Origin of the sequence: Phyllobacterium sp. (assembly GCF_037994425.1) — a bacterium.
In the GTDB taxonomy this organism is placed as follows: Bacteria; Pseudomonadota; Alphaproteobacteria; order Rhizobiales; family Rhizobiaceae; genus Phyllobacterium.
This window is the reverse complement of record NZ_JBBNAM010000418.1, coordinates 1-12,128: the sequence shown is the minus strand read 5'-3', so window position 1 is coordinate 12,128 and position 12,128 is coordinate 1. Positions and strand designations below refer to the sequence as shown.

At 58.5% G+C, this 12,128-nt stretch carries 12 protein-coding genes; 2 read left to right on the top strand and 10 right to left on the bottom strand.

All coding sequences use genetic code 11. The features are described from left to right. Positions 1 to 5: 5 nt before the first annotated feature. From guaA to katA, 5 genes are all read right to left on the bottom strand, one after another. The gene (gene guaA / locus AAAB35_RS27410) at positions 6 to 1,568 is read right to left on the bottom strand and encodes a glutamine-hydrolyzing GMP synthase (protein ID WP_340671499.1); all 1,563 of its coding nucleotides are present in this window, start codon (positions 1,566 to 1,568) and stop codon (positions 6 to 8) included. A gap of 165 nt (positions 1,569 to 1,733) precedes the next feature. After that, complete coding sequence (locus AAAB35_RS27405; protein ID WP_340671541.1) at positions 1,734 to 2,372, bottom strand: 5'-methylthioadenosine/S-adenosylhomocysteine nucleosidase; 639 nt, start codon at positions 2,370 to 2,372, stop codon at positions 1,734 to 1,736. A 1-nt stretch (position 2,373) separates the two neighbouring features. After that, positions 2,374 to 2,832 (bottom strand): TspO/MBR family protein, encoded by a 459-nt coding sequence (locus AAAB35_RS27400; RefSeq protein ID WP_340671498.1) that lies wholly within the window; start codon positions 2,830 to 2,832, stop codon positions 2,374 to 2,376. 45 nt (positions 2,833 to 2,877) lie between these two features. After that, positions 2,878 to 4,167, bottom strand: coding sequence for an RsmB/NOP family class I SAM-dependent RNA methyltransferase (locus tag AAAB35_RS27395; RefSeq protein ID WP_340671540.1), 1,290 nt, complete (start codon positions 4,165 to 4,167; stop codon positions 2,878 to 2,880). 105 nt (positions 4,168 to 4,272) lie between these two features. Next, on the bottom strand, positions 4,273 to 5,769 hold the full coding sequence (katA, locus tag AAAB35_RS27390; protein ID WP_340671497.1) for a catalase KatA: 1,497 nt from the start codon (positions 5,767 to 5,769) through the stop codon (positions 4,273 to 4,275). Positions 5,770 to 5,906: 137 nt separating this feature from the next. Between katA and AAAB35_RS27385 the strand changes: the two genes are divergently transcribed. Continuing rightward, positions 5,907 to 6,836, top strand: coding sequence for a LysR substrate-binding domain-containing protein (locus tag AAAB35_RS27385; RefSeq protein ID WP_340671496.1), 930 nt, complete (start codon positions 5,907 to 5,909; stop codon positions 6,834 to 6,836). Here AAAB35_RS27385 and AAAB35_RS27380 read toward each other — a convergent pair. Then, positions 6,833 to 7,258 carry an MAPEG family protein gene (locus tag AAAB35_RS27380; protein WP_340671495.1) on the bottom strand — a complete coding sequence of 142 codons (426 nt, stop codon included), beginning with the start codon at positions 7,256 to 7,258 and terminating at the stop codon, positions 6,833 to 6,835. The two genes, AAAB35_RS27385 and AAAB35_RS27380, sit on opposite strands and share 4 nt — an antisense overlap. Before the next feature lie 26 nt (positions 7,259 to 7,284). Continuing rightward, the gene (locus AAAB35_RS27375; RefSeq protein ID WP_340671494.1) at positions 7,285 to 8,202 is read right to left on the bottom strand and encodes a LysR family transcriptional regulator; all 918 of its coding nucleotides are present in this window, start codon (positions 8,200 to 8,202) and stop codon (positions 7,285 to 7,287) included. A gap of 108 nt (positions 8,203 to 8,310) precedes the next feature. Here AAAB35_RS27375 and AAAB35_RS27370 point away from each other — a divergent pair, with 108 nt between their 5' ends. Then, positions 8,311 to 9,369 (top strand): SDR family oxidoreductase, encoded by a 1,059-nt coding sequence (locus AAAB35_RS27370; protein WP_340671492.1) that lies wholly within the window; start codon positions 8,311 to 8,313, stop codon positions 9,367 to 9,369. A 22-nt stretch (positions 9,370 to 9,391) separates the two neighbouring features. Here AAAB35_RS27370 and AAAB35_RS27365 read toward each other — a convergent pair whose 3' ends face one another. The 3 genes from AAAB35_RS27365 to guaB all read right to left on the bottom strand — a co-directional run bounded on the left by AAAB35_RS27365 (position 9,392) and on the right by guaB (position 11,884). After that, positions 9,392 to 9,754, bottom strand: coding sequence for a type II toxin-antitoxin system VapC family toxin (locus AAAB35_RS27365; RefSeq protein ID WP_340671491.1), 363 nt, complete (start codon positions 9,752 to 9,754; stop codon positions 9,392 to 9,394). A gap of 70 nt (positions 9,755 to 9,824) precedes the next feature. Next, complete coding sequence (locus AAAB35_RS27360; RefSeq protein ID WP_340671490.1) at positions 9,825 to 10,364, bottom strand: DinB family protein; 540 nt, start codon at positions 10,362 to 10,364, stop codon at positions 9,825 to 9,827. A gap of 17 nt (positions 10,365 to 10,381) precedes the next feature. Continuing rightward, positions 10,382 to 11,884: an IMP dehydrogenase gene (guaB, locus tag AAAB35_RS27355; protein WP_340671489.1), complete on the bottom strand. Its 1,503-nt coding sequence runs from the start codon at positions 11,882 to 11,884 to the stop codon at positions 10,382 to 10,384. Positions 11,885 to 12,128 lie beyond the last annotated feature (244 nt).

Below are 12,128 nucleotides of genomic sequence, written 5' to 3'. Positions count from 1 at the left end.
CTCGCCTATTCCCACTCGATCGTGCCGGGCGGCTTTGAAGTGACGTCATAGACGACGCGGTTGATGCCCTTGACTTCATTGATGATCCGGGTCGCGGCCTGGCCGAGGAAGCTCATGTCATAGTGGTAGAAATCCGCCGTCATACCATCAACGGAGGTCACCGCGCGCAGCGCGCAGACGAACTCGTAGGTGCGGCCGTCGCCCATGACACCAACTGTCTGGACCGGCAGCAGGACGGCAAATGCCTGCCAGATGACATCGTAGAGACCGGCTTTGCGGATTTCGTCGAGGTAAACGGCGTCGGCCTCGCGCAGGATTTCAAGCTTCTCCCGTGTGATACCGCCGGGGCAGCGGATAGCGAGGCCAGGACCCGGAAACGGGTGGCGGCCGATGAAATGATCCGGCAGGCCGAGTTCCTTGCCGAGCACGCGCACCTCATCCTTGAAAAGCTCGCGCAGCGGCTCCACAAGCTTCATGTTCATGCGCTCCGGCAGACCGCCGACATTGTGGTGCGACTTGATCGTCACAGAAGGTCCCCCTGTGAAGGAGACGCTTTCGATGACGTCTGGATAGAGAGTACCCTGCGCCAGGAAATCGGCACCGCCCAGCTTTTTGGCTTCTTCCTCAAAGACTTCGATGAAAAGCCTGCCAATCGTCTTGCGCTTCTTCTCGGGATCCGCCTCGCCTTCGAGCGCGCTGATGAAGCGGTCCGCGGCATCGACGAGGATAAGCGGCAGATTGTAATGCTCGCGGAACATCTGGACGACATCCGCAGCCTCGTTCTTGCGCATCAGACCATGGTCGACAAGGATGCAGGTCAGCTGATCGCCAACGGCTTCGTGGATCAGAAGTGCGGCAACCGAAGAATCGACGCCGCCCGAAAGCGCACAGATCACCTTCTTGTCACCGATCTGTTTGCGGATGGCGTTGACGGCCTGCTCGCGATAGGCGGACATCGTCCAGTCGCCCTTGATGCCAGCAATGCGATGGACGAAATTTTGCAATAGCTTGGCGCCATCCGGCGTATGTACCACTTCCGGATGGAACTGCACGGCATAGTATTTGCGCGCCTCGTCGGCAATCGCCGCAAACGGCGCACCGGTCGACGTGCCTACAACCTTGAACCCTTCGGGAATTTCGACGACGCGGTCGCCATGGCTCATCCAAACCTGGTGACGCGTGCCCTTGGCCCAGACGCCCTCGAAGAGCGCGCATTCCTCCTGAATGTCGAGAAAGGCGCGGCCAAATTCGCGATGATGACCACCCTCGACCTTCCCGCCGAGCTGGGCGCACATCGTCTGCTCGCCGTAGCAGATGCCGAGAACTGGAATGTTCGTGTCGAAGACGTCCTGCGGCGCGCGCGGACTGCCGAGATCAACCGTCGAATGCGGACTGCCGGAAAGGATAACCGCCTTCGGGCGAATGCGATGGAATGCCTCGCTGGCGGATTGGAAGGGAACGATCTCGGAATAGACGCCTGCCTCGCGCACGCGGCGGGCGATCAGCTGTGTAACCTGGCTGCCGAAATCGACGATGAGGACTGTATCAGGGTGTACGGGAGTGTTCATGGCGGGCCTTTAAAGCAAATGTCGAGTCGGTGCAATGGGTTACCACGCCGCACTGAAAAAGTGATTCCGGTTGTTGAAAGAATGGGTGAAGCGCTTGCGATTCTGATTCAAGTGGGGTCGCTCAATCCTTACCTGATCGAGCGCTCGAGCGTGGCCACCGGCCTCTCAAATTGTGATGCGCTTGTCTTCCAATGCCGCGCCCATGGCCTCGACCGCAAGCGCCAGCTTCTCGTCAATGACGTGGAGATATTCCTTCCAGTCGTTGACGTGACGAAGTTCCTCCTTGCCATCCGAAATGCCGCGAAGGCCAATGAGAGGCAGTTCGAAGCGTTGACAGGCGCGCAGCACGGCAAAGGTCTCCATATCGACCATGTCGGCATGGACGGCGTCGTAGGCCTTGCCCGAAACAATATTGGCGCCCGTCGACAATGATGCTTCCTTGATCTCCGGAATGCGATGGGGCAGCGGAACGACGACGGGCAGGTCGAGGAAAGGCGTGGCGCCCTTCTTGAAGCCAAGGGCCGAGGCGTCCATGTCGCGATAGTTGACACTTGTGACCTGATAGATCTCGGCCTGTTCGAGCGTGCGCGAACCCGCCGAACCGAGCGATACGACAAGATCGGGAAGCGAACGGTTTGCCGCGAGACTTGCTAGCGTTGCGGCGACACTCACAGCGGCCTCCACAGGACCGACGCCCGTGATCAGCGGCGTAAAGAGCCGCTGTAGGTGCGGCCCATATTCCGCATCGACGGCCATAACGAAGACAACCTTTTTTCCGGCGATCGGCGTCAGATAGGCGAACATGTCATCCTGTTGCATTGAGCATCCACAATGATGCGTTGAGAAGTGTCGCAAAAGCTACCCACACGAGATAGGGCAGGAAAAGAAGTGCCGAGGACCGGTCAGGCTCCCATGTCACTTTTATGAAACCAATGATGGCGACGAGCAACAGGGCAATTACGATCAGTGCCAGTCCCATTTGCTGGAGGCCGAAAAAAGTCGGCGACCAAAGGAAATTCAGGACAAGCTGCGCCCACCAGAATTGCTGCGGCTTTGTCAGGCCATAATCCCAGACCCGCCAGCCGGCAATGGCGATCAGGATGTAAAGGATGGTCCAGACCGGGGCGAATATCCAATTTGGGGGATTGAAAGACGGCTTGGCCAGCCCCGCATACCATTCCCCTGGAAGGGTGATGTAACCTATGGCGAGCCCACCGCCGATAACCAACACGAGAAACATTAGAAGCGCCATGGAACGGGACATGCTCGAACCTTCTGCTAGTGGACGTGCCTCGGCGCTTTTGTAACGTTATTTTTCCCGCCTGAGAACAGAAATGAAGAAGCCGTCCGTCGAGGTTGCAAGCGGCGAAAGAATTGTTGTGCCTTGCTTGAAGAGCGGAGACAGATCGGAGGTGCCGGTGACGGCGCGATTCCACAGGGACTGCGTATCGACACGCTTGTAAGCATCGTTGCCGGCAAGGAAGACATCGACCTGATTGCCATTTTCCGGAGCAAACAAGGAACAGGTAATATAGACGAGCCGCCCCCCCGGTTTGACATAAGCCTTGGCGGCATCAAGCACTTCACGCTGCTCGACCTCGCGCCGTTCCATCTGCTGGTCGCTGAGGCGCCACTTCGCATCCGGCCTGCGCCGCCACGTGCCCGAACCGGTGCACGGCGCGTCGACAAGCACCAGATCCATCTGGCCCTCGAGGACAGCAAGATCTTCGACATTGGCATGGGCCTGTGCATTGCGCACGCCTGCCCGCTTCAGCCGGTCGAAGATCGGCGCGAGCCTGGCCCGCTCCGCATCATAGGCATGGATCTGGCCCTTGTTGCCCATCTCGGCGGCGAGCGCCAAGGTCTTGCCGCCGGCTCCAGCGCAATAATCGAGCACCTGCTCGCCCGACTTTGCGTCGCTCAGCTTGGCCGCGATCTGCGAGCCCAAATCCTGCACCTCGAATAGCCCGCGCTGGAAGGCAGGCTCCGTCTGAACATTGGGGTGGCGTCCCATGGCACGCAAGGGTGGAATGCGCACGGCCGTTTCCAGCAGGGGTGCAGGGGCAGCACCTGCCCGAGCCAATTCTTTGAGCACCTTGTCACGGTCGGCTTTCAGCGTGTTCACGCGCAGATCGACCGGCGGGCGATCGCTGAGCGCAGCCGCCTCCCCGACCCATGTGTCGCCGAAAATCGCCTCGAAATGCGGCACGCACCACTCCGGGACATCGGCGCGGACGTTGTCGGGTGCGGAAGCCATGTCGCGTGCTTCCCAGATTGAAAGGCGCTCCGCTTCAAGCGGCGCTGGAGCAAACTTGTCGCCGGCAAGCGCCGAATTGATGTCGTCGATATCGAGTTCAGCATCGGAAAGCAGTACACCAAAGGCAATGTGGCGAGCGGCATCACTATCCATGCGCCAAGCCAGCGACAGCTTACGCCGCAGGGCATCATAGACGATATTGCCGATGACCGCGCGGTCGCCGGCACCAGCGAAGCGGTGCGAAAGGCCCCAATCCTTCAGGGCATCGGAAGCCGGCCGCTTGCGGTTCTCGATATCATCCAAAACTTCGATTGCCGCCTGCAGGCGTCCACCAAGTCGCATGTGCATTCCTTTTCTCGTTGCACCTGTCGCATACATGGCCACGGCAATAAAGAAAAGCCGGAGCGTATAGCCCCGGCTCGTATGTTCAGACCGGTGGAACGGCTACTATTCGGCCGCTTCGGACTTTTCTTCCTGCGAGATCGCGCTTGCCTCGTAGCCGTGCGCTTCCTTCAACGCAGCGCGGACGCCAGCCTCGTAGTCCGGATGCACGCGCTTAAAATGCGCCAGCTGACGCTCGACGATCGCGCCCGGAACGCCATCCATCGCTGCGGCGATGTTGGAGAAAAGGCGTGATTTCTGCCCGGCGTCGAACAGGTTGAACAATGCCGTCACCTGGCCATAATCGTCGTTGCCGATGCGATGATTGTAGCGGTCGGCTGCGCCCGACAGCGGCAGCGGCGGCTCTTTTGCAGAAGGCTGCTCGACCGCACCCGAGAAGCTGTTCGGCTCGTAGTAGGCATCGACATTGCCGGTCTTCTGGCCAAAGAAATTCATCTGCCCATCCTTGTGGTAGTGATGGACCGGGCACTTCGGAGCATTGACCGGCAATGCCTCATAATGCGTGCCCAAGCGGTAGCGATGAGCATCCGCATAGGAGAAGACGCGTGCCTGCAGCATCTTGTCGGGCGAATGACCGATGCCGGGCACGATATTCGATGGCGAGAATGCTGCCTGTTCGATCTCGGCAAAATAATTGTCGGCGTTGCGGTTGAGTTCCATGACGCCGATCTCGATGGGCGGGAACTCGCCGTGCGGCCAGACCTTGGTCAGGTCGAACGGGTTGTATGAGGTCTTCTCGGCTTGCGCTTCGGTCATGACCTGGACCTGCACGGTCCATTTCGGGAACTGGCCGCGTTCAATGCCGCCGAACAACTCTTCCTGATAGGATTCGCGCGTCTTGCCGATGAGGTTTTCAGCTTCCGCATTGGTGTAGAACTTGTGGCCCTGCTGGGTTTTGAAGTGGAACTTCACCCAGAATCGTTCGCCCTGATCATTCCAGAACGAGTAGGTGTGAGAACCATACCCGTTCATGTACATCGGTGCGACGGGCAAGCCGCGATCCGACATGAGGATCGTCACCTGATGCAGGCTTTCAGGCGAAAGCGACCAGAAGTCCCACATGGCGGTCGTCGAGCGCATGTTCGTGCGCGGATGACGCTTCTGCGTATGAATGAAGTCGGGGAACTTCAGCGGGTCGCGGACGAAAAACACCGGCGTGTTGTTGCCGACGAGGTCCCAGTTGCCCTCATTGGTGTAGAATTTGATGGCAAAGCCGCGAACGTCGCGCTCTGCATCGGCTGCGCCGAGTTCACCGGCAACGGTTGAGAAACGCAGAAGCATTGGGGTTTCCGCGCCAGGCTGCAGCGCCTTTGCCTTGGTGTAACGGGAAATGTCGCCCGTGATCTTCAGCGTCCCGAACGCACCCCAGCCCTTGGCGTGTACGACGCGCTCGGGGATGCGTTCGCGGTTCTGATGCGAAAGCTTTTCAAGAAGCTGGTAATCCTGCATCAGTACGGGGCCGCGTTCGCCTGCCGTTATACTGTTCTGGTTGTCGGAAACCGGCGCACCGGCAGTTGTTGTCAATGTCGGACGATCAGCCATTGCCCTCTCCCTAAAAACTTCAAGTTGAAAAAAGAATCCCACGGAGCGGAGTTCGCCGCATCCGCGCGTACCATAGAACCTTTCTAATTATAGTTTCCAATTGTATTTAGAATAATTATTGATAGGATTTGCCTATCATGTTTTCCGTCCGGCAGATGCGTTATTTCGAAATTCTCGCGACCACCCTGCACTTCCGCAAGGCGGCGGAAATGGCTCGCATTTCACAACCCGCACTCTCAGCGCAGATCGCGGAAATGGAAATGCGTCTCGGGGCTTCCCTGTTCGAGCGGACCCGCAGGTCAGTGGTTTTGACCGATATGGGCAAGCGCCTTCTGCCGCGCATTCGTACCATTCTTGATGAGATCCGCTCGCTTGAAGAACTCGCGGCGCAAAAGCGCGGCATCCTCAAAGGCCAACTGCGGCTCGGCATCATTCCAACGATCGCGCCCTATCTGTTGCCGCTCCTCGTCCCGGCACTGCACGAAGCCTATCCGGACCTTGAGATCGAACTGCGCGAGGCGGTTACCTCCAAGCTCATCGAGGATTTGCGGCTTGGAGATCTTGACGCACTGATTGCCGCGGTGCCGATCGATACTGAGGGCACCATCACCCGGCCACTTTTTCGCGATCGCTTTCTCGTTGCGACGTCGACCAACGATATCGACGTCCTGACGTCACCCATGACCCAGCAAGATGTGGCCGTCGAGCGCCTGCTCCTGCTTGAGGAAGGACATTGCCTGCGCGATCAGGCGCTTGCGGTGTGCACCAACGTCAAGCGGCGGCAATTGGTCAATTACGGAGCGACCAGCATGGCGACGCTGTTGCAGATGGTCAGCCATGGCATGGGGCTGACGCTGATCCCCGAAATCGCCGTCCGCACCGAGGCGACACGTAACAATGTGCGGATTGTGGCTTTCGCCGATCCCGAACCTTCGCGTGAGATCGGGCTCATCTGGCGCAAGCAGAGCGAGCGACGTGACGATTTTGAAGCGCTGGCCGTAACGATCGTTGAATGCAGTAAGGAACTCGCAATCTCGGCGGATGAACTCAACGCCTTTGCTGCTTAAGCAACAGGCGGCAGTGCGAGATGCACCGCGAGCAAGATCCAGAGGGCTCCATTCAAGATAAATCCTACCACAAAGAGCGGTTGGCGCAGGCGCAGCCGATTGGATGTGATGTGCACGATCGTATGGGCGACGCGAGCGGCGACGAAGAGCCAGGCGAGAATCAAGGCAAATATGTTGGCGCCATTGACCACGTATAGCGACAGGCAGACGACGTAGAAGAGGACCGGCAATTCGTAGAGATTGATCAGATTGCGGATCGCCGTAACACTGGCTTCGGGCTCGTTTAGCGGCAGCCTGAAGTCTGAAGGCCTGGCCTGACCGCTGCTCACGGCCTCGCGCCGCCGCAGGAATACCACTGCATAGACGCAGCAGATCAGAAACGTCAGCGCGATCATCGGCCAGAAAATTGCGGTCTGTGACATTCATGCCCTCCTACGGTGCATACGTTCTATTCAAGCTTACGGATCAAGCGCAAGCCCGCAATATCCTTCATATGCGTGGAAAGATGATCGATAAAGGCGCCGACCTTGCGTGGGACGAAGCGCGATGTTGCATAGACAGCGTGGATGTCGAGGGGCGCGTAGGCATAGTCGGGAAGAACCCGGATCAACCTGCCCGCATCGAGAAGAGGCTGGACAAGCGGCACTTGGGCGCCTCCAATGCCGAGGCCGGCACAAAGTGCCTCGTTGAGCACAAAGGCATTATTGGCGAGGAAGGTCGAGCGAACTGGCACCATGATTGGCCCGTTCGGTCCGGTCAGCGGGACCGCCTCGCCCTGCGGCGCCCAGACAAAGCGAACATGTCGATGCTGGAGAAGGTCATCTGGAGCTTGCGGCGCGCCGCAGTCGGCAAGATAGCCGGGCGAAGCCACAAGGATGCGCTCGAAGGTGGCAAGTTTGCGCGCGATCAGCCCGGAGGATTTCAGGTCGCCAAGGCGAATGGCAATATCGACACCCTCGGCAATGACATCGGCGATTCGGTCATCCAGGACGAGTTCAGTGACGAGTTCGGGATGCAGGCGCTGGAACTCGATAACGGCTGGGGTAAGGTGCATCTGGCCAAAGCCAACCGGACCATGCAGTCGCAGACTGCCGCGCAGCCCGCTTGCGGTTGCGCCCGCACTCTCCTCCGCTTCCTCGACCGACTGAAGGATCGCGCGCGCCTGTCGATAGTAGGCCTCGCCGGCTTCGGTCAAAGCGAGTCTTCGCGTTGATCGATGAAGCAACCGCGCGTTCAGGTGTCGCTCCAGTGTCGCAACCTGCTGGCTTACGGCCGGCTGAGTGAGACCAAGTTCTCGCGCCGCCGCAGACAGGGTGCCGCGCTCGGCGACCCGAACAAATGTCTTCATCGCCGCAAAGCGGTCCATGGCTTGCCTCAAAGTCCTACTTATAAATAATATCAATAATTCCGACCTACATAAATGGAAATAGATAAATTAAATCTGCCTCCTATGCGGTTCAAGGAGGCGGCAGATATGGCATTGAAATGGAAAAAGGCGGTTGTCGTTGGCGCAAACGGAATCATTGGTGGCAATCTCATCGCGCATCTTGTTGAACTTGGTGACTGGGACATTGTGGGGCTTTCGCGGCGCGGCGGCGTAGCGCAAGGCAAAGTCAGCCACATCGCCGTCGATCTGCTCGACATTGACGACACAAGGCAAAAACTCACCCATCTGACCGATGCGACGCATATTTTCTACGCAGCTTACCAGGACCGGTCGACATGGGCCGAACTTGTTCCACCGAACCTTGCCATGCTGGTGAATGTGGTCAATGCCATCGAACCGGTGGCGCAACGTCTCGAGCACATCAGCCTGATGCAGGGCTACAAGGTCTACGGTGCCCATCTTGGCCCGTTCAAGACGCCAGCGCGCGAGACGGATGCCAATCACATGCCGCCCGAATTCAACATCGATCAGCAGGATTTCCTTGAGGCCTCGCAGAAGGGCAAAAGCTGGACCTGGTCGGCGCTTCGCCCATCCGTCGTTATCGGCTTCGCGCTGCGCAACCCGATGAATCTTGCGTCGGTTATCGCCGTTTATGCGTCGATGTCCAAGGAGTTGCGGATTCCCCTGCGCTTCCCGGGCAAGCCCGGCGCCTATGACAGTCTCATCGAAATGACCGACGCCGACCTTCTGGCGCGGGCGACCGTCTTCATCGCGACAAATCCGCAATGCGGCAATCAGGCTTTCAACATCAACAATGGCGACCTTTTCCGCTGGAGCGAGATGTGGCCGAAAATAGCCAGGTTCTTCGATCTCGAAGTCGCGCCACCGCTTCCCATGTCGCTCGACGTCGTGATGGCAAACAAGGAAGAACTCTGGAAAAAGATGATCGACAAGAACAACCTTGCTGACACGCCCTACAAGGATGTGTCGTCGTGGGGTTTCGGCGACGCCGTCTTTGGCTGGAACTATGACTTCTTTGCCGACGGGACGAAATTGCGGCGTGCCGGCTTCCATGAATTTGTCGATACGGAGGAAATGTTCATGCGCGTGTTCCGTGATCTTCGCGAGCGAAGGATTATTCCATGAAGCCAAGCCAGGTCAGGCGGCTTCAATGTCGGTCTGCGTAAAGTCGTTGCCTTTGTAAAAGCATCGGTACACCATAATGGCGCGCGCAAGCATAGGCGAAACAATCTCCGAAATTGAGATCGGCTGGATGACGATTCTTGCCGAAGCGGTCGAAGGCTTCGATTGCAAGGAAAGCAGCTTGCGGAGGGATTTGTACCAGTTCGATTTCCATCAAAGCCAGAAAGTCGAGGACCGCGGCTGTCGCAGCAGGGAGTGGAATCCCGAGAATCCGCGCTACATTGATCCATCCAGCGCATGTTGCAAGGCCCGGCGCACAGCCTCGGTCTTTGATTGCCACCTGGTAGCGACGGGCAAGCTCCTCATAATCCTTGATATAAACCGGCATTATATCCTCCCGAGGATATCATGAATATAGAACAGTAAATATACCGCCAAATCGCAACGGATTTTGTCGCCTAGTGAGTAAACGGTTCCCCCTTGCGGCGAGGAATGTCGTAATTGAGGAAAAATTCATCAAGCTGCGGCGGCGGCACGCGCGTCCCCGCAAGCATCGCGTGGGCCTGGCCGCGATGATGGATCTGGTGAACGAACAGATGTGACAGCACCAGATGGATCGGCTCCTGCGAGGTGTCTCCCGCACGCCACGTGATCGAAATGATGCGGTCGAGGTCTTCTGGGGTCATGCCATCGCAAAATTCGATCAGGCTTATGTCGAATTCCTCCTGGGCGCGCTTGAGATCACGCGCCTTCGGGAACGGCAAATCCCCTTCAAGCCCCACATTCTGCCTGCCCTTGCCGATCATATCGGCCATGTAGATGTGGTCGACGATCAGGTTGTGATTCAAGGTGAGTTGGATAGAAGGAAAGAAGCTGGTGCGCTCCCGCGCAAATTCTTCATCCGTCAATTCTGCGCAAGCGGTAAGCAAGCGATGATTGGACCATGCGCTATTGCGCGCCATGGCCGAGAAGTGGTCGCGGAGGGCGCTGTCGGACATCGCCTTCCGCTCAGCTATCAGTTCCCGCCCGGATAGTTCGGGCTTTCGCGTGTGATTGTAACATCATGGGTATGGCTTTCGCGCAGACCAGCATTGGTGATGCGAACGAATGTAGCCTTTTCGCGGAATTCTTCCAAGTTCTTGGCACCCACATAACCCATGGATGCACGCAGGCCTCCTGCCAATTGGTGCAGGACACCTGCAACGGGACCCTTGTAGGCGACCTGTCCTTCGATGCCTTCGGGCACCAGCTTGAGCTCATCGCGCACTTCTGCCTGGAAGTAGCGATCGGCCGAACCGCGGGCCATTGCGCCAACAGAGCCCATGCCGCGATAGGCCTTGAAGGAGCGCCCCTGGTAGAGATAGACCTCGCCAGGGCTCTCTTCCGTCCCGGCCAGAGCTGACCCGGCCATGGCTGCCGCTGCGCCAGCGGCCAACGCCTTGGCGAAATCACCGGAATATTTGATGCCGCCGTCGGCGATGACCGGAACGCCCGCCTTGTGCGCGGCCTCGACGGCCGACATGATGGCCGAAAGCTGCGGCACGCCGACGCCAGCAACGATGCGGGTGGTGCAGATCGAGCCCGGTCCGATGCCGACCTTGACCGCATCGGCGCCTGCATCGATCAGAGCTTGCGTTCCCGCTGCGGTCGCCACGTTGCCAGCGATGATGCGCACCGCATTCGACATTTTCTTGGCACGGGTGACTGCATCGAGTACCCGCTGCGAATGCCCGTGCGCCGTATCGATGACGAGGACGTCCACGCCGGCGGCGATCAGCCGTTCGGCCCGTTCAAAGCCATCCTCGCCTACGCTCGACGCTGCTGCAACGCGAAGGCGGCCTTGGGCATCCTTTGCCGCGTTCGGATTGAGCTGCGACTTTTCGATATCCTTGACCGTTACCAGTCCGACGCAATGTCCGCGATCGTCCACCACCAGCAGTTTTTCGATGCGGTGCTGGTGCAATAGCCGCTTTGCCTCGTCCTGCTGAACGTTTTCACGCACGGTGATGAGGTTGTCGCGGGTCATAAGTTCGTGGATCTTTTGCGCCGGGTTCGACGCAAAGCGCACATCGCGATTGGTAAGAATGCCAACGAGGCGACCGGGCTTGCGGCTGCCGTCGCCCGCACTCTCCACGACCGGAATCCCGGAAATGCCGTGAGATCGCATGAGCGCCTGGGCGTCGGCAAGCGTGGCATCGGGGCCGATCGTAACAGGATTGACCACCATGCCCGATTCGAACTTCTTGACCTGGCGAACTTCTTCCGCCTGCAGTTCCGGCGACAGGTTGCGATGGATGACACCCATGCCGCCCGCCTGAGCCATGGCGATGGCGAGCCGCGACTCGGTTACCGTGTCCATGGCAGCAGAAAGCAACGGAAGGTTTAGCTCGATATCCGGCGCGATACGCGTGCGAATGTCGGTCTGACCGGGCATGACTTCCGAATGACCGGGTTGCAGCAGGACATCGTCAAATGTCAGTGCCAATGCGCCTGTTGCGGATTCAACGATTTTTGCCATGGACCAATTCCTTGCGGTAAAAGACTAAAGGGCGCACCACGATGATGGAGCGCCAATCAAGTTCAGTTCAGATGAATTGGCACGGGCTGGTAACACGGATATGTCCGTTTGAAAAGGCTCAAACGCAATTCCAATACGATCAACTTATCGCCATCGGATCTACAGGTGGTCCATCGTGGCGCTGCGGGCGCACGATATTGAGGCAAATCCACGCCGCCGGGCGCAATGCCCGGCCGGCGGTCCA